18 protein-coding genes are annotated in these 17,382 nt (G+C 54.4%); 9 read left to right on the top strand and 9 right to left on the bottom strand.

Going from position 1 to position 17,382, the window contains the following annotated elements; all coding sequences use genetic code 11:
• Positions 1-44 precede the first annotated feature (44 nt).
• Positions 45-1,202, bottom strand: a complete 1,158-nt coding sequence (locus tag LG204_RS05530; RefSeq protein ID WP_230336331.1) for a class I SAM-dependent methyltransferase — start codon at positions 1,200-1,202, stop codon at positions 45-47.
• Between the two features lie 48 nt (positions 1,203-1,250).
• On the opposite strand from LG204_RS05530, the gene LG204_RS05525 reads away from it, so the two are divergent.
• The 3 genes from LG204_RS05525 (at position 1,251) to topA (ending at position 5,697) form a co-directional block, all read left to right on the top strand.
• Positions 1,251-2,003: a pteridine reductase gene (locus LG204_RS05525; protein WP_230336330.1), complete on the top strand. Its 753-nt coding sequence runs from the start codon at positions 1,251-1,253 to the stop codon at positions 2,001-2,003.
• 39 nt (positions 2,004-2,042) lie between these two features.
• Positions 2,043-2,978, top strand: a complete 936-nt coding sequence (ttcA, locus tag LG204_RS05520; RefSeq protein ID WP_230336329.1) for a tRNA 2-thiocytidine(32) synthetase TtcA — start codon at positions 2,043-2,045, stop codon at positions 2,976-2,978.
• A gap of 154 nt (positions 2,979-3,132) precedes the next feature.
• Entirely contained in the window at positions 3,133-5,697 is a 2,565-nt protein-coding gene (gene topA / locus LG204_RS05515; RefSeq protein WP_230336328.1) for a type I DNA topoisomerase, read from the top strand.
• 215 nt (positions 5,698-5,912) lie between these two features.
• On the opposite strand, the gene pbpG is transcribed toward topA, so the two are convergent.
• Positions 5,913-6,905 carry a D-alanyl-D-alanine endopeptidase gene (pbpG, locus tag LG204_RS05510; protein WP_230336327.1) on the bottom strand — a complete coding sequence of 331 codons (993 nt, stop codon included), beginning with the start codon at positions 6,903-6,905 and terminating at the stop codon, positions 5,913-5,915.
• Between the two features lie 200 nt (positions 6,906-7,105).
• On the opposite strand from pbpG, the gene gcvH reads away from it, so the two are divergent.
• Positions 7,106-7,489: a glycine cleavage system protein GcvH gene (gcvH, locus tag LG204_RS05505; RefSeq protein WP_230336326.1), complete on the top strand. Its 384-nt coding sequence runs from the start codon at positions 7,106-7,108 to the stop codon at positions 7,487-7,489.
• A 55-nt stretch (positions 7,490-7,544) separates the two neighbouring features.
• Here the strand turns inward: gcvH and LG204_RS05500 are convergent, their stop codons facing one another.
• The 3 genes from LG204_RS05500 to LG204_RS05490 are packed head-to-tail and all read right to left on the bottom strand — an operon-like array spanning position 7,545 to position 9,870.
• A complete protein-coding gene (locus LG204_RS05500) occupies positions 7,545-7,931 on the bottom strand; it encodes a hypothetical protein (RefSeq protein ID WP_230336371.1) in 387 nt (128 codons plus the stop codon).
• Entirely contained in the window at positions 7,931-8,359 is a 429-nt protein-coding gene (locus tag LG204_RS05495; protein WP_230336325.1) for a DNA polymerase III subunit chi, read from the bottom strand. The genes LG204_RS05500 and LG204_RS05495 overlap by 1 nt, the downstream gene beginning before the upstream one ends.
• A gap of 5 nt (positions 8,360-8,364) precedes the next feature.
• Positions 8,365-9,870, bottom strand: a complete 1,506-nt coding sequence (locus LG204_RS05490) for a leucyl aminopeptidase (protein WP_230336324.1) — start codon at positions 9,868-9,870, stop codon at positions 8,365-8,367.
• Between the two features lie 93 nt (positions 9,871-9,963).
• On the opposite strand from LG204_RS05490, the gene lptF reads away from it, so the two are divergent.
• Together lptF and lptG are read left to right on the top strand one after the other, a co-directional pair.
• A complete protein-coding gene (lptF, locus tag LG204_RS05485) occupies positions 9,964-11,064 on the top strand; it encodes an LPS export ABC transporter permease LptF (RefSeq protein ID WP_230336323.1) in 1,101 nt (366 codons plus the stop codon).
• The gene (gene lptG / locus LG204_RS05480; protein ID WP_230336322.1) at positions 11,061-12,131 is read left to right on the top strand and encodes an LPS export ABC transporter permease LptG; all 1,071 of its coding nucleotides are present in this window, start codon (positions 11,061-11,063) and stop codon (positions 12,129-12,131) included. The genes lptF and lptG overlap by 4 nt, the downstream gene beginning before the upstream one ends.
• Before the next feature lie 5 nt (positions 12,132-12,136).
• Here lptG and LG204_RS05475 read toward each other — a convergent pair whose 3' ends face one another.
• Genes LG204_RS05475 through LG204_RS05460 form a run of 4 tightly spaced genes read right to left on the bottom strand, consistent with a single transcriptional unit; the run spans position 12,137 to position 13,991 of the window.
• Positions 12,137-12,562, bottom strand: coding sequence for an RDD family protein (locus LG204_RS05475; protein WP_230336321.1), 426 nt, complete (start codon positions 12,560-12,562; stop codon positions 12,137-12,139).
• A gap of 33 nt (positions 12,563-12,595) precedes the next feature.
• Positions 12,596-13,048 carry a DUF3106 domain-containing protein gene (locus tag LG204_RS05470; protein ID WP_230336320.1) on the bottom strand — a complete coding sequence of 151 codons (453 nt, stop codon included), beginning with the start codon at positions 13,046-13,048 and terminating at the stop codon, positions 12,596-12,598.
• On the bottom strand, positions 13,024-13,398 hold the full coding sequence (locus LG204_RS05465; protein WP_230336319.1) for a DUF3619 family protein: 375 nt from the start codon (positions 13,396-13,398) through the stop codon (positions 13,024-13,026). The genes LG204_RS05470 and LG204_RS05465 overlap by 25 nt, the downstream gene beginning before the upstream one ends.
• Positions 13,395-13,991 carry an RNA polymerase sigma factor gene (locus LG204_RS05460; RefSeq protein ID WP_230336318.1) on the bottom strand — a complete coding sequence of 199 codons (597 nt, stop codon included), beginning with the start codon at positions 13,989-13,991 and terminating at the stop codon, positions 13,395-13,397. Before LG204_RS05460 ends, LG204_RS05465 begins: the two co-directional genes overlap by 4 nt.
• Positions 13,992-14,188: 197 nt before the next feature.
• Here LG204_RS05460 and LG204_RS05455 point away from each other — a divergent pair, with 197 nt between their 5' ends.
• The 3 genes from LG204_RS05455 to LG204_RS05445 are packed head-to-tail and all read left to right on the top strand — an operon-like array spanning position 14,189 to position 17,334.
• Entirely contained in the window at positions 14,189-14,431 is a 243-nt protein-coding gene (locus LG204_RS05455) for a PP0621 family protein (RefSeq protein WP_230336317.1), read from the top strand.
• Positions 14,421-16,010 carry a two-component system sensor histidine kinase NtrB gene (locus LG204_RS05450; RefSeq protein WP_230336316.1) on the top strand — a complete coding sequence of 530 codons (1,590 nt, stop codon included), beginning with the start codon at positions 14,421-14,423 and terminating at the stop codon, positions 16,008-16,010. Before LG204_RS05455 ends, LG204_RS05450 begins: the two co-directional genes overlap by 11 nt.
• A complete protein-coding gene (locus tag LG204_RS05445; RefSeq protein ID WP_230336315.1) occupies positions 16,003-17,334 on the top strand; it encodes a sigma-54-dependent transcriptional regulator in 1,332 nt (443 codons plus the stop codon). The genes LG204_RS05450 and LG204_RS05445 overlap by 8 nt, the downstream gene beginning before the upstream one ends.
• The last annotated feature ends 48 nt before the right edge of the window (positions 17,335-17,382 follow it).

Here is a 17,382-nt window from a genome sequence, read left to right as displayed (position 1 = left end):
GCCATTATAACGGAGGGGCATTGCACCCTATCGGGAATTTGGGTTTACAGAGTATGCCGCTTGTCACCGCGGCCAAAGCCACGCAAAGGCTCATCAACACCGCGCCCAAGAGCGATCACCTTGAATAGCTCGCCCATCTCCGCCGGGGAGAGTAACTTTTGGGCAGATGAAGCAAGCGGTGCATAAGCTGCCACATCGTGCGGAGATACTTCGGCAAGATACTCCGTAATGCCGCAGTTAATCAGAAACTGCGCCTGACTCGCATAACCCAGGACGGCCAGCCCCTGTTGAATGGCAGATTCGGCAATCAGGGTGAAATCCACATGCGCCGTAATATCCTGCAAGCCGGGATACAAAAATGGATCCGTATGTGCATGATGGCGATAGTGGCACATCAGCGTGCCTTGCTGCCGTTGCGGGTGGTAATACTCATGCCGCGGAAATCCATAATCAATCAGTAGCACAACGCCCTGTCGCAGCATGCTGGCAAGGCTGGCAATGAGTCCACCAGCCGCCAGACAGATTTCAGTCGTATACGGTTCGGGCAAGCTGATATTGCCGAATGCAGATGTGATAGACGCGTCGGCTGGTTGATCAACCCATTCCAATTCGCCATCCGCAGATAGCCCCACACCTCGCATCAGTAGCCCCTCGGCCTGCTGATGCACGATATGAACGGGCAAAGCATCAAGCACTTCATTTCCAAGCACCAGCCCGGAAAACTCTTCAGGCAGGCTGTCCAGCCAGTCCACGCGTAGCATCAAATGCGCGGGTAAAACTTTCTGCAAGTAATCCTTCTGCACCTGCCGCAAGTGAGCGCTGATCTCCAGAATGCGGTATTGTGATGGCAGCTGCTGCAGACGATCGAGCTCAAGCAGCACATCAGCCGCCAAGCGGCCACTTCCGGCGCCTAGCTCAAGCACATCCCCATCTGTTGCACGGAGTATGTCGGCAGCCTGCATGGCAAGTGTGCGGGCGAACAGCGGAGAAAGCTCGGGAGCCGTTACAAAATCCCCTGCCGGACCGAACTTTTTGGACCCGGCACTGTAATACCCAAGGCTTGGTGCATACAGCACCAAATCCATGTATTGTGCAAAGTCCAGCCAGCCACCCGCCTCTGCAATATGCCTGCCGATATGCAGCTTCAATTGCTGACTGTGGGCAGCCGCGTCGGCATCTGGTTTTGGTAATGAATTGATCATGATAGCTCGGCATTATAAACAGCACTGGGCACTATTTCGGAAACTGGCGTGAATTCAAATCTTAACGACAAAGTAGTATTGATTACCGGAGGGGCAAAGCGCGTTGGCGCCTCCATTTGCCGCTTGCTGCATGCTGGCGGCGCCAAGCTGATGATCCATTACCGCAGTTCCGCCGTCGAAGCACGCGCACTGCAATCGGAGCTCAATCTGCAACGCCCCAACTCGGTCGCCATCATTCAGGCCGACTTGCTGAACATTGCCGTACTGCCGAGCCTGATTCAGGAAACCATCAAGCAGTTTGGTAAGCTGGATGTGCTCATCAACAATGCCTCCAGCTACTATGCAACCGAGCTCGGGCAAATCAGCGAAGATGCCTGGACTGATCTTCTGGGCTCCAACCTGAAAGCCCCCCTCTTCCTATCGCAAGCCGCAGCACCCGAGCTGCGCAAGAACAGCGGCTGCATCGTCAACATTACCGACATGCATGTCGAGCGACCAAAGAAAGGCTACATCGTCTATAGCGTCGCCAAAGCTGGTTTGGTCACCCTGACAAAATCGCTCGCCCATGAGCTGGGGCCTGAAGTCCGCGTCAATGCCGTAGCTCCGGGCCCAGTATTATGGCCGGAAGATAACCCGCAGTTTGACGAAGTCTATCGGCAACGCGTCATCTCGCAGACCCTGCTGAAGCGTATAGGCGAAGGCGACGACGTGGCCAAGGCTGTTCGTTTCCTGATTCAGGATGCACCTTTTGTCACCGGTCATGTAATGGCGATTGATGGTGGGCGCTCGCTTAACCTGTGAGCATGCATCAAATCGGAACGCATACTTTATAATAGCCACATGAAACATTACCCCGACAACGTCTCCGCCAACTTCCTGAAGTTGCGCAACAGCCTGATTAGCGCCACTGGCAAAGCCATTGGTGATTACAACATGATTGAAGACGGCGATACCGTGCTTGTGTGCATGAGCGGCGGCAAGGATTCATATGCCATGCTGATGCTGTTGCTGGCATTGCAGGAACGCGCACCTGTCGATTTCAAGCTGATCGCCATGAACCTGGACCAGAAGCAGCCTAATTTCCCGGCCGATGTGTTGCCAGCCTATCTGGAAAAGCTGGGGGTGGAATACCGCATCGTCGAGGCCGACACCTATTCCATCGTCAAGGAAAAAATTCCCGAAGGCAAAACCACCTGTTCACTTTGCTCGCGCCTGCGTCGTGGCATCATTTACAGCACAGCCAAGGCCTTGGGTGCGAACAAAATCGCCTTGGGCCATCATCGTGACGATATTGTGCAGACCTTGTTCCTTAACATGTTTTTTGGCTCCAAACTGAAGGCCATGCCGCCCAAACTCAGTACCAACCGTGGCGAATTCATGGTGATCCGTCCGCTCGCCTATTGCGCCGAGAAAGACATTGCCGCTTATGCCAGGGGCATGGAATTCCCGATTATTCCTTGCGACCTCTGTGGCTCTCAGGAAAATCTGCAACGGCAAAAGATCAAGGACATGCTGAACGCATGGGAACGCGAACAGCCTGGCCGCATCAACAATATCTTCCGCGCTATTACCAATGTAGAGCCATCGCATCTGGCAGATACCGATCTATATGATTTCAAAGGCCTGACCAGTGCATCGCTGGAGGATGAAGACCCCTTGTTTGGCGATATCGCGAAGGAAGACCAGCCCGCACTCGCCATGGCCAGCCAGGAAGGCACCCGCATTGAGTTTCGTCGGCCTGAAAATCGACCGAGCCCGACACCGGTTGATGGTTAAGCATGGTCGCGTCAGCAATTTTGCACACTTGCCGACAGACACATAAACGCTGCAAAATAGTTGCGAGACAAGCCGTTGCCGCGCGACTTTCCTTGTCTAGTCACGGATTTACTCTTATTATCTGCCACTCTTGCCATCGTCTGCGCCCACGTCAATGTCCAAACTGCTGATTGTTGAATCACCATCAAAAGCCAAAACCCTGAAAAAATATCTGGGTAGCGACTTTGAGGTCCTTGCCTCCTATGGGCACGTGCGTGACCTGATTCCCAAGAACGGCGCCGTAGATCCGGAAAATGACTACGCCATGAAATACGAAGTCATCGACCGCAACTCCAAGCATGTCGATGCCATTGCCAAAGCAGTTCGTTCCTCCGATGCCATCTACCTGGCAACCGACCCGGACCGCGAAGGTGAAGCCATCTCCTGGCATATTGCCGAAATCCTGAAAGACAAAAAGCTGATCAAGGACAAACTGATCAAGCGCGTCGTCTTTCATGAAATCACCAAAACCGCGGTACAGAATGCGATTGCCAGCCCGCGCGATATCTCCATGCCGCTGGTCAACGCGCAGCAGGCGCGCCGCGCCCTGGATTACTTGGTAGGTTTCAATCTTTCACCGCTGCTCTGGAAAAAGATTCGCCGTGGTCTCTCGGCTGGCCGCGTGCAGAGTCCGGCTTTGCGCCTGATTGTCGAGCGCGAACTTGAGATTGAAGCCTTCAAAAGCCAGGAATACTGGACCATCCACCTGGAGTCCAAGAAGCACCAGCACATGTTTGACGCACGACTGGTGCAGCTGGATGGCACCAAGGTCGAACAGTTTACGGTGACCAATGAAACGCAGCAGGCCGAAATCGTGGGCAAGCTTTTACTCGCCAGCGCAGGTAAAACCACGGTTAGCCGCGTAGAGAAGAAACAGAAAAACCGCAGCCCGGCAGCGCCTTTCACGACATCCACCCTGCAACAGGAAGCCGTGCGCAAACTGGGATTCACCACCAGCCGCGCCATGCGCATTGCGCAGCAGCTGTATGAAGGTATTGATGTCGGCAACGGCACCGTTGGTCTGATCACCTATATGCGTACCGATAGTTTCAGCATGGCCGCCGAAGCCGTCATGCAGATTCGTGACTACATCAAGCGCAACTTCGAGGCTGACTATCTGCCGAAGTCGCCCATCATGTACAAGACGAAGGCCAAGAACGCCCAAGAGGCACACGAAGCGATACGTCCAACCGATATCACCCGCACACCGCAAAGCCTGAAAAACTATCTGACCCCAGAGCAGTTCCGCCTCTATGAAATGATCTGGAAGCGCGCCCTCGCCTGCCAGATGGCGCCTGCCAAGTTTGATGCCGTCAGCGTGGATCTGTCGGTTGGTTCCGATGCCAACCTGTTCCGCGCCACCGGCCAAACCATGATTTTCCCGGGCTTTATTGCCGTGTACATGGAAGGCCAGGACGATGCCGAGGAAGAGGCTGAAGCCAAACTGCCGCATCTGGAAACTGGCGAAGTGCTGGATGTGAACAAGATTTTCGGCGACCAGCATTTCACGGAGCCACCACCACGTTACTCTGAAGCCAGCCTGGTGAAGGTACTGGAAGAATATGGCATCGGCCGCCCTTCTACTTATGCCAGCATTATCTCCACCCTGCAGGATAGAGAATATGTACTGCTGGACAAGAAGCGCTTTACACCAACGGATGTGGGCCGCGTCGTCAATAAATTCCTGACCGAGCACTTCACCCGTTATGTGGATTACGGCTTTACTGCCAACCTCGAAAACGAGCTGGATGATATTGCCGAAGGCGAACGCGAATGGGTGCCGGTGCTGGATGAATTCTGGCAAGGCTTTAACAAGCAGTTACTGGAAAAAGCCAATATCGACCGCGCGGAAATCACGCAGGAAGATATCGGCGAAGCCTGCCCCAAGTGCGGCAAGCCATTGCACTCGCGCTTGGGCCGTTTCGGCAAGTTTATTGGCTGCTCCGGCTATCCCGAGTGTGATTACATTCGCAATACGGGCAGTAACGCCGCCGTCAGCAGTGAGCCGGTGATCATGGGCCACGACGCGGCAAGCGACAAGGACATCCTGCTACTGAACGGCCCTTATGGCCCTTATCTGCAACTGGGGCTGCCAGAAGAAGGCAGCAAAAAGAAACCCAAGCGCGTCAGTATCCCAAAAGAAATTCCGCTGGCGAATGTGGACCTGGAAGTCGCCATGAAGCTGATCGCCCTGCCACGTGACTTGGGGCTGCACCCCGAAACCGGCAAGAAGATCGTGGCCAACATTGGCCGCTTTGGACCTTATGTGAACCATGACGGCAAGTTCAAGTCGATTCCGCGCTCGGATAGCGTGTTCGATATTGACCAGTCGCGTGCCGTTGAACTGCTGGCGCAGGCCAAGTCGGGCCCGGCCCCACTCAAGGATCTTGGCAAGCACCCGACCGAGGATGGCAACATTGAAGTCTACGCCGGACGCTATGGCCCTTATGTGCAGCATGGCAAGTTACGCGCCACACTGCCGAGCAGCGAGGCACCAGAAGAGCTGACCATGGAAGAAGCCTTGGCATTACTGGCAGCCAAAGCCGCCAAGGAAGCCCCAGCCAAAAAACCGGCCGCCAAGAAAAAAACGACGGCTGCCAAAAAGCCTGCTGCAAAGAAAGCGACGGCCACCAAAAAGCCGGCAACTCGCACCAAGAAAGCCGCGGCTACAGAAAGCTGACCTTGTTCAGAGAAAGCCCTCCTGAGGTCTGATCTTTGGGAGGCGCCCTACGCAACACCGTAACCCTAGACGCCGCTCAGTGGTTTTGCCCATGTTGTCCTGCCTCCTGTTTTCTCAAGCCTATTCGTCATGACAACCTCCGCCCAATAAAAAACCCCATCTTTCGATGGGGTTAGCCGGCACTACACAGCGGCTTTTCGCCGCTCTTATAAACACTAACTCATGTGACGCGATACGTTGCTGCTCTCTATCCATTTACGAATGCGTTGTGCATCACCAATCCGCGAGTATTTTCCGTAGGAATCCAGCAGTACGATGATCATGGGCTGCCCGGCAATTTCGGCCTGCATCACCAGGCAACGGCCTGCTTCGTTGATAAATCCAGTTTTGGAAAGACCAATCACCCAGTCACTATTACGCACCAGCACATTGGTGTTTACAAAGTTAATCGGGTTGCGCAAGCCATTCACAGGCACTTCTTGCGAGGCAGAGGTACTGACTTGGCGAATTTCAGGATATTGATAAGCCGCGCGCACCATCTTGACCAGGTCTTCCGCCGTGGACACATTCGCGCTGTTAAGGCCTGTAGGATCGACAAACTGGCTATGGGCCATCCCTAGCATAGAGGCCTTGGCATTCATGGCGCGGACAAAGGCAGTCAAACCACCGGGATAATTGCGGCCGAGTGCCGATGCGGCACGATTTTCCGAGGACATCAGGGCTAGATGCAGCATTTCAGCGCGGGTCAGCATGGTACCAAGACGCAATCGCGAGCTGGTACCTTTCAGGGTATCCACATCACCCTCGTTAATGGTCAACACCTCATCCATAGGCAAATGTGCATCCAGCATGACCATTGCCGTCATCAGCTTGGTAACCGAAGCAATCGGCGTTGCCTGATCTACACTTTTTGCATAGACCACTTCGCCCGTTTCCTGATTGACGATCAAGGCCTTGGAAGAGGCGAGTTGAAGATTGGAGGGATGATCTTCCTGGAAAACACCGGGATGGTAAGCCGCTTTTTGAACCTGATATTTGCGGTCAGCGCGAATGGTACGAATGATCTTGCGACTACTGACTTTGGTTTTGGCTGGTTTTGATTTTGCCACAACACGCTTGCTGGATTTATGCGTCGTTGCCGCTTCAACCGCGAGGGGAGGCATGGACAGGGTGAACGCCGTCACCATAATAAGAAAATTTCGTAACATTGCGGCCTGCCCTTCTAAAACGATTAGCTGGATATTATCCAAATAATCACAATTTGTCATCAAGATAGCGAAGATTCTTTACGCGCTGGTTTAGCTATTCGGCACTGACCTTAACCTTCGTAAAAATCCGCTCACCCCGGCTGCCGAAGCCTGTCCGCTTGTGCGAAAATAACCCATATCCACACTAACGGCCCGATATCATGAAAATTAAGGACAATCTGCATTATTCTGCCGAACATCTCTGGGTAGCCCCCACGGACCAGGCCGGAATCTTTAATGCTGGCATTACGGATTATGCCCAAGACCTGCTGGGGGATATTGTGTATGTAGAAGCGCCGCAGCCTGGGGCCGAGCTCAAGGCAGGCGAGGCGTGCGGACTGGTTGAGTCCGTCAAGACCGGCTCAGACCTGCATGCGCCGCTTGATGGCGTGGTACTTGCCATCAATACTGATCTGCAAGGCACTCCTGAACTTATCAATGACAAGCCGTATGAGGCCTGGATATTCCAGTTCAAGGCACATAATGCAGATGATCTGGATAAATTACTCGATGCGGCCGGCTATCAGGCGCAGCTAGGTGAATAAGTAGCGAAGCTGAAACTCGCCGCCATAATAAAAACGGCCCCACATGGGGCCGTTTTTATTCGGATTTATTCATTGCAAGACTGATGAGTTTTAGCCTGACCTGCTCGGCCAGCTCTTGCGTCAGCTTGTTTTGCAAGCCGGGGATCAATTCATCAAGACTTTCCGTTAGCACTTTGTTGATCGTTGACCGGATAAGCGGCAGCATCTCATCCACCAACGCTTCATAAGAAACTGCCGTAGCATCACCCGGAATCGACAATGCCTGCTGTTGCATGCTTTCGGGCTTCACTTGCACGGTAGACCCTATGTACACATCGGTGAGCATAGGTATTTCAGATGCCCCCACTGGGTCGACAGCAGGCACACCCGCCTGCTGGGTCAGCAAGCTGATACGGCCAAGCACGGCGGCCAGATCATCTCCAGGGCGATTAACCGGTTCCATCACAAAGCGGCTCCATTTTCGTCAAAGGTTCGAATCTCATATCCACGGTCACGATAAAAGCGATACCTTACCCGCGCCTGCGCCTTGTCTGCCTCATCTGTGCCCACAATCTCGATCAGTCGGCGAAAGCGGCTGAAAAATGGGGGATGCTGATGTTGCAGGTTGATCAGCACATCGTCGTGCACCAGCGGCTCACCTTTAAAGTCCAGCACGATAGGGGTTTCCGGCGCCAGCGGATGCTGGGCACGACAATGCGGCACAAAACTCAGCGCCGATCCGCTCCATAACACCCTTTCCAGTTCGGAAAGTACCGCGTCGTCGGGGCCGAACACCATCGTGCGCCGCCCCTTGGACACCGCACGCTGGCTAAGCTCGGCCACCTTATCGAGCTTGTTGCCCACATTAAAGAAAAATTCGATGCGGGTCATGCGGATTACTTGGCTGCCCGTTTTACCAGGAACTCGGTCAGCAAAGGCACTGGGCGGCCTGTACCGCCTTTGTCCTTGCCAGACTTCCATGCAGTCCCAGCGATATCCAGGTGGGCCCATTCGTACTTTTTGGTGAAGCGCGACAGGAAGCAGGCCGCGGTAATGCTGCCACCTGCACGGCCACCAATATTCGCCATATCGGCAAAATTGCTGTCCAGCTGTGGTTGATAATCCTCCCACAAAGGCATGTGCCAGGCACGGTCATGAGAGGTTTCACCCGCTGCCAGCAGCTCTTGTGCCAGCTTGTCATTGTTACTGAACAAACCGCTGGCATGGTGCCCCAGCGCAATAACGCAAGCGCCGGTCAGGGTAGCGATGTCGACTACGGCTGCAGGTTCAAAGCGTTCAGCATATGTCAGCGCATCACACAGAATCAGGCGGCCTTCGGCATCCGTATTCAATACTTCAATGGTCTGGCCAGACATACTGGTCAATACATCTCCGGGCTTGATGGCGGTACCGTCAGGCATGTTTTCGCAGGTCGGGATCACACCAACAACGTTCAACGGCAAATCCATTTCCGCAATTGCCTTGAAGGTACCCAACACGCTGGCTGCGCCGCACATGTCGTACTTCATTTCATCCATTTCAGCGCCGGGCTTGATGGAGATGCCACCGGTATCAAAGGTAATGCCCTTGCCTACCAACACGACAGGCTTCTGGCTCTTCTTGCCTTTTTTATGCTGCAGCACAATCAGCTTTGGCGGTTGCGCACTGCCTTGTGCCACGCCCAGGAATGAACCCATGCCCAATTTGGCCATCTGGTCGCGATCCAGCACTTCAACCTGCAAGCCATATTGCTTGCCCATGGCTTTGGCCTGATCAGCAAGGTAAGTCGGGGTACATACATTCGGTGGCAGGTTGCCCAGATCCTTGGTCAAGCTCACACCTGCTGCCAATGCCAGACCCTGCTTGAGGCCGCTCTCAGCCAGCTTGCCTTCCGATTTTTCGATAAAGGCAACTGCCAGCTTGGAAACACGCTTGGCAGATTTTGCCTTTTCTTCCTGCGCGGCCTTGCCCTTCATGACATCAAACCGATAATCTACGTCCTGACCAATCTCGGCGACCTGAGCTGCCTTCCAGGCGGCATCCTGCTTCTTCACTGGCAAATCGGCCAGATAGGAACTGGCGGTCTTGACGCTGGTACCGTTCAGCGCCTTGAAAGAAGCACGCACCGCCTGGCGGTACTCACGCTCCTTGAATTCAGTCACCTTGCCAAGGCCAACCAGCAATACGCGATCACTGGCGATACCAGGTACGCTATGCAGCATCAGGCAGGAACCCAGCTTGCCGTCGAGATCGCCGCGCGCCAGCACTGTTGTCAGATACCCTTCTGCGGCACGATCCAGCGCCACGGCGGCCTCACTCAGTTTGCGCGTGTCAAATACACCCACGACGATGCAATCACTACGTTGCTTTTCCGGATTGCCGGTTTTTATGCTAAATTCCATTCCAAGTTATCCTTTTTATTAAGCTTCTTTTGATTATCCTGCGTTTTCGCTGTAACTCAAAATCCTTGATCACAAGACCATTTAATTAAGCCTATGCTCTTCAAACGATCCCTGCTGCAAGAGCTTGTGGGCACCGCTATCGGCGCTTTTCTGGTGCTGTTCGGCATCGTCATTGCGCAACGTGTTGCCTACTACATTGGCGTGGCCGCCAAAGGCAGTCTGGCAAGCGATGCCATCAATACTTTGTTGGGCTTCAGTATGCTGAAGTTCCTGCCCATGATTCTTTCCCTCACCATATTCCTGGCGGTGTTGCTGACACTGACACGCTGGCATCGTGATAGTGAAATGGTGGTCTGGTTCAGCTCCGGCATGGGCTTGGCGGGCTGGATACGCCCTGTGCTGACATTCGCCATCCCGGTGGTTGCCGTCATTGCCGTGCTGAGCCTGTTCGTGACCCCATGGGCCACCAATAAAGGTTCGGAATTCCGCGACCAGCTGAAAAGCCGCGATGAGCTTGCTTCCATCAGCCCCGGCGTCTTCAAGGAGTCGCGTAACGCTGATCGCGTGTTCTTCGTCGAGAGCTTTGACGAGCTGGGCAATGTTGTCAAAAACATTTTTGTTCAATCGGTTCAGCATCAGCGTCTGGGCGTGGTAGTCGCCAGCCAGGGGCACCGCATTGAGGCCGAAAACGGCGATAACTTCCTGGTGATGGAACATGGCCGCCGCTATGAAGGCAAACCGAATACGGCAGAATTCTCCACCACCGAGTTTGAGCGCTACTCCATTCGGATTGAGCCCACCGAGGTCAAGGAACAGCCTCCGGGCACCGCAGCACTGGATAGCCTGGAGTTGCTGAAAAATCACAACCCCGCCAACAACGCCGAGCTGCAATGGCGCCTGGCTATCCCCATCTCCGCGTTTTTGCTGGTGCTACTGGCCATTCCCCTGAGCTTTGTGGATAACCGCTCCGGCCGTTCCGCCAACATGATGCTGGCCTTGTTGATCTACATTATTTACAACAACATGCTCAGCATCGTGCAAGCCTGGCTCACGCAAGGCAAGCTCAATCCAGTCGTTGGGCTGTGGCCGGTGCATGTGTTCTTCCTGTTGCTTACCATCTGGATGTTTTATCGTCGCCTGCTGCAACGTCCACTCATCCCGGCGTTCTGGAAATTGAGCTGGTTCAAGCCATGAAACTGCTTAACCGTTACCTGACGCATGAAATCGTTTCCAGCATCATGCTGATCATGGTCGCGCTGCTGGCCATGTTTTCGTTTTTTGACCTGATCCAGGAACTGGAAAGCATAGGCAAAGGCACGTATGGCCTGAACAAGGTGCTGATGTTTGTGCTCTTAAGCGCCCCGGGGCACGTATATGAAGTGGTGCCCGTGGCCGTGCTGGTCGGCACCATGTATGCATTGGGCCAATTATCCCGGCATTCTGAACTGATCATCCTGCGCGTCAGCGGTATCTCCATTGCCACCATTGCCCGTTCACTGCTGAAAGTCGGTCTGATCTTCGCCTTGATTACCTTTTTTGTCGGTGAATTTGTCACTCCTTACAGTGAAAAAACCGCACAGCGGTTGCGAATACAGGCCACGGACTCTGTGGTGGCGCAGGATTTTCGCTCTGGCCTTTGGGTAAAGGATGGCCGCAGTTTCGTCAATGTGGAAGAGGTAATGCCGGACTCGGGGCTCATGAATATCCACATTTATGAATTTGATGACACCTTCCACCTGCGCACCATCAGTGACGCCAAAACTGGTCGTTTTGATGGAGAAAACTGGCATCTGAAGGATGTGCAACAGACGCATTTTCTGGATAAAACGGTCAAATCCGAGTTTTTCCCCCAAGCCCAGTGGCAATCGCTCATTCGTCCGGAGTTGCTGAATGTATTGCTGGTAGTGCCGGAAAAGATGTCCGCATGGAATCTGTATTTCTACATCCACCACCTGAGTGCCAACAAACAGAAAACCTCACGGCATGAAATCGCCCTGTGGTCCAAAATGGTTTACCCGCTGGCATCGCTGGTCATGGTTGTGCTGGCGCTGCCATTCGGCTTTTTGCAGCAACGCTCGGGAGGCGCCAGCGCCAAGATTTTTGCCGGGATCATGCTGGGGATTGTGTATCAGGTATTGAACCGCGTGTTTGTTCACCTGGGGCTGCTCAACGACTGGTCGCCACTGATGAGTGCGGTGGTACCGACACTGCTGTTCCTGCTGGCAGGCCTGACCATGCTATTCATGGCCGAGCGCCGGTAGCGATTCTATTTGGCAGGACGCTTGGGTGGTTCCAGTTGCAAGCGGCAACCAGTCAGGCGGTCATGCAGATAGAGGCCTTCACGATCAAACAAGGCCCATAAAAATCCCACCCCAAAAAACACACTGGCGATGACATAGCGCAAGCAAGCCTGACGCCAGTCCAATGCCCCACCCTGGCGATTGGTGACGCGAATGCGCCAGGTCTGCATCGCCAACGTTTGCCCACCGCGCCGCCACGACCACACCAGATACCCTCCGGCTACCAGCCACAAATACCCCTGCAGAATATACCGTGCCGGAGCCTCGGTAGCGCTACCCAGCAACATGACAAACAGGAAGGTGGCAAAAAACAAGATGGCCACCAGCAGCAAGGCCTCATAGAGCATAGCGGCAATGCGGCGTGGCCAGCGGGGGGAGTCAGGTAGCGTCATCAGGGAAATGGGCCCGGCCAGATTCAGCGCGAGCTAGTTATCAAGTTCGTTGGCGTCGTATAGATCCGGCTGCTCGCGGCGCAGTCCTTCACGCTGAGCCTCGGGCAGGCTTTGGTACTCGCGCCATTTCTTGCGCAATTCTTCCTGCTTTTCGGGAGGCAAAGACTGGAACTGCTGGTATTTCTTGCGTGCATTCTCGCGCTCGAAAGGGGTCATGCGACTCCAGTCATTCAGGCGCTGCTGAACACGCGCCTGCTGCTGGAGATTCATCTTGGGATAGTCACGGGCAATATCCAGCATTTTCTCGCGTTGCCAAGGGCGCAGGGTATCCCACTCTTTGGAAAGCGGGTTCAATACCTTGCGTTGATCTTCCGTGAGTTGCGACCACTTCAACATCACGCTCTTGCCACCCTCACCCTCTGCCCAGGCCGGCCCGCTCAGCAGGACCAGCAACAGCAGGCCTAGCGCGCGTTTTGTTGCAGCCATGTATCAAACCCTTTGTCCAGATATGCTTCAGGCGGCAACTCAGAACCCAGCAGAAATGCATCACCCTGCTCCAGCTGATGCTGGCCAATCACATGCTGCGTCACGATAAAACCGAACACCAGCGCCCCCAGCAGCAATGCAGCAGAGGTCATCATGCGGTGATGCACGACATAATTGCCAAGGTTGCGGAACACGCCAGCGTGGCCCGCAGCCTGCCATTGCGGCTGCATTGCCGACACGGCATGCTCACGAGCCGTCGCCAGACGGCGAATGACCTCGTCATCCAGGTCTTCGACACTGGCGTCTAGCGCTTGAACGACTAGTTTAACGGTAGATTCTTGCTGGTTCATGATCCGGCTCCAGGTTTCTTGAGTCCCTGTTGATTAAATCCATAGTTTTGTAATGTTGCGGCAAGCGCATGTACTGCTCTGGAGCAATGGGTCTTGACGCTCCCCTCTGAGCATCCCATCGCAGCGGCAGTTTCGGCGACATCCATATCCTCCCAGTAACGCATCAGGAAAGCTTCCCGTTGACGGGCTGGCAGTTTTTCTATCGCACGTTCAATTATAGCAATCGTTTGACTGCGCTCAAGCTGCGCCTCGGGCTCATCCTCGCTGCGCTGGCCAGTTTCCATGGTGTCCAGAGGGTCATGCTCGTCATCATCCTCTGCGGAGTGCCCGCCAAAGGAAGAAAGTAACGAGGTCCAGAGATTGCGCACTTTCTGGCGCCGCCAGAAATCACGCATGGTGTTTTGCAGAATACGTTGAAACAGCATGGGAAATTCTGCTGCCGGCCGCGCGCCATATTTTTCAGCGAGCTTGAGCATAGCATCCTGCACAATATCGAGCGCAGCATGCTCATCACGCACTGCATACGCAGTTTGTCGATAAGCGCGACGTTCAACCTCGGCTAGAAAGTTTGAGAGTTCCTGAGCTGTTGCCATTTTCTATGCAGTTGCAGACATAATGTTGGGTACAGACGGGCATGTTCTTTGAGATATAAAACACCGCTGGAGAGGGCCTGAGCCGCATTCCCAGTGGTTCTTGGCCAATGCAGTATAACAGTTGAGTTTCGATCCTTGCCGTCGAATTGTAAAAATCAATTAAGATATTAGTCACTCAATCAGATAGCAAATTCGCAATGGCAAAACTATTACTGCTGGCCGTGGCTGCATGGCTGGTCTACAGCATCCTCAAGCGCTATGCAAAAAACCTCAACTCTCGCAATTCGCACCCCTCTGACGAGGAAAAGATGGTGAAATGCGCGCACTGTGGCGTACATCTGCCACAAAGCGAAAGCGTGCGCATCGCGCAAACAGATTACTGCAGCGAGGCTCACGCCCAACTGCACAGTACCGATCAAACACGCGATCATGAGCAGTAGCCCGGAAACATCCCCCACCATAGAGAAGCGCGCCTTCTGGCGGCCGATGGGGTTATTCAATCTTTACCGGCTCGTCATTGCATTGATCTTTGTCGTGTCTTTCCAGTTTCTGGATGACCTGCCCTTCTGGGAAAACTTCAACAAAGCTCTGTATTTTCAGATTGCACTAGGCTACCTCGGCATCAGCCTGGTGGCGATTGTATTCACCGGCTTGAAAAAACCTGGCTTTTCAACCCAGCTGACCACGCTGGTGGTGATGGATATCGGCTTCATCATTATGCTGATGTACGCCTCGGGCGGCATACGCAACGGCCTAGGCTTGCTGCTGGTAGTGGCGATTGCAGCCGCCAGTCTGATCAGCCGCGGACGGCTGGCCCTGTTTTATGCATCGCTTGCCACCATTGCGCTGTTGCTGGAGCAAACCTACCAGCTCCTGCACTGGCAGGAAAATATCGTCGATTACTCGCACGCCGTGATGCTCAGCCTCAGCTGCTACGCCACAGCCTGGCTAGCGCATAGCCTGGCCAAGCGAGCCCGCGAGAGCGAAAAGCTGGCCTCAGAACGCGGCGTCGACCTTGCCAGTATGGCCCAGATCAATGCGCTGATCATTGAAGAAATGCACGATGGCGTGCTGGTCGTCGACCATGCCATGCAGCTACGGCACCATAACCAGCAAGCCATCATCCTGCTGGGACTGGACCCTGAAGCACCGGCCCCCACCAACCTGCAAGCGTTGCCGGAAGTCGTTGCACTGATGCAGGAGTGGATAGATGATCATACCGAGCAGGAGTCCATCTTCAAGCTGCAAAGCGCGCATCATGATCTTCGCCTGCGCTTCATGCCGCTAAATCACCAGCGCGATCAGGGCGCTGTCATCTTCATTGAAGACTGGAGCCAGATACAAACCCAGGCTCACCAGATCAAACTGGCAGCGCTAGGCAAGCTGACTGCCAACATTGCGCATGAAATCCGTAACCCGTTGAGCTCGATCAGCCACGCCAATCAGCTGCTGCAAGAGGACATTACAGATCCTGGCTCGCAAAAGTTACTTCGCATCGTGGCCGATAACGTGGAACGACTGGATCACATCGTCACCGATGTGCTGGAGTTGAACCGACGTGACCGCACGCAGCAGCAGGCGGTGGCGCTCGATAGCTTCGTGCAGGCGTTTCATGAACAGTTCTGCCAGGTCGAAAACATCCCCGCCAGCGGATTTGTGCTGGATATCCAGCCGGGTGCCCACATTGTGATGTTTGACCACAGGCACCTCAACCAGATATTGTGGAACATCTGTCGTAATGGTTGGCGCCACGGGCGAAAGCAGGAGGGAAGCCTGCATATGGGAATTCGCCGCTCATCGCGCTCACGTGCGATACGCATCGCCATTCGCGACGATGGACCAGGCATTGCACCTGATGTGATGCCACACTTGTTTGAACCCTTTTACACTACCGAGGCAACCGGAACCGGCCTGGGATTGTATATCGCCCGCGAATTGTGTCAGGCCAACAATACGCGGCTGGAATGCAGCTCCACTCCGCAAGGCAGCCTCTTTACGATGACTATAAAAAATGGCTAACCCACTCAACTGCCTCGTCGTGGATGATGAACACGACATCCGCGAACTGATCGTCATGACGCTGACTCGCATGGGCCTGAAAGCCGATAGCGCTGCCAATCTCGACGATGCCAAATTCATGCTCAGGCAAAAAACTTACGCCTTGTGCCTCACCGACATGCGCCTGCCCGACGGTAACGGGCTGGACTTGGTAAGACATATCAACCAGCATCATGCCGGCCTGCCAGTCGCCGTCATTACCGCGTATGGCAGTGCGGACAACGCGGTCTCGGCCCTCAAGGCAGGGGCCTTTGATTACATTACCAAGCCCATTTCGCTGCAACAACTGCGGCCATTGGTGCAATCCGCGCTCAACCTGCCCAATGCGGCAGGCAATGCCACTGGCCCTAGCCTGATCGGCGAATCCAACGCCCTGCAACAGATTCGCGCCACCATCACCAAGCTTTCGCGCAACCAGGCTCCGGTCTTCATCAGCGGCGAAGCCGGAACCGGAAAATCGCTGGTAGCACGCCTGATTCACCAGGCTAGCTCCCGCCAAAGCGGCGCCTTCATTACGCTGGACTGCAGTGCCATCCCTGAGCAGCAGCTGGAAAAAGAAATCTTTGGCGACGAAGATGAACCCGGCGCGCTGCAAAAAGCCTCGGGGGGTACCCTGTTTTTCAAGGAAATTGCCGCCCTGCCGCTGGCAAGCCAGGTGCGCTTGCTGCGCGCCATTCAGGATAAATCGATTTCCATCCCGGGGCAGCGCAAGGAAGAAACCATCGATGTCCGCATCATCAGTGCTTCGCAGCGCAATCTAAGCACCATGATGGAACGCGGCCAATTCCGCCAAGATCTCTATTACCGCCTTAATGTAATTGCGCTTGACCTGCCCGCCCTGCGCGACATTCCCGAAGACATTGCCCCTATCAGCCAATACTTGCTCAAGCGTTTGTGCCAGAGCCAGAAAATTGACGTCCCGCTGATTGCGCGTGAAACCCAGCAAATGCTGCTGCAACATTACTACCCCGGGAACGTACGCGAGCTGGAAACCATACTCGAGCGTGCACTCACCCTGCATGATGGCCGCAGTCTGCAGCCCGCTGATTTGCGCTTGCAAACCGAAAGCAAGCGGGTCGCGCTTGAAATTGAAGCCAATGGCCTGCCCTTGCCAGACTATCTGGAAAGCATAGAAAAGCAGGCGATTCTGAATGCGCTGGAAAAAACCGGCCATAACAAGACAGCCGCCGCCAAATTGCTTGGAGTGAGCTTTCGCACCTTGCGCTATCGCCTTTCCAAGCTGGGCTTGGGCAAAGAGAGCGAGGGTGACGAGGATGAAGACTAACTTGAGCATCGAACCAGCCCCAATAATGAACAGGCTGTACGGATAAGG

This window comes from Methylovorus menthalis (assembly GCF_020523625.1).
In the GTDB taxonomy this organism is placed as follows: domain Bacteria; phylum Pseudomonadota; class Gammaproteobacteria; order Burkholderiales; family Methylophilaceae; genus Methylovorus; species Methylovorus menthalis.
This window is presented reverse-complemented; position numbering and strand designations above follow the sequence as displayed.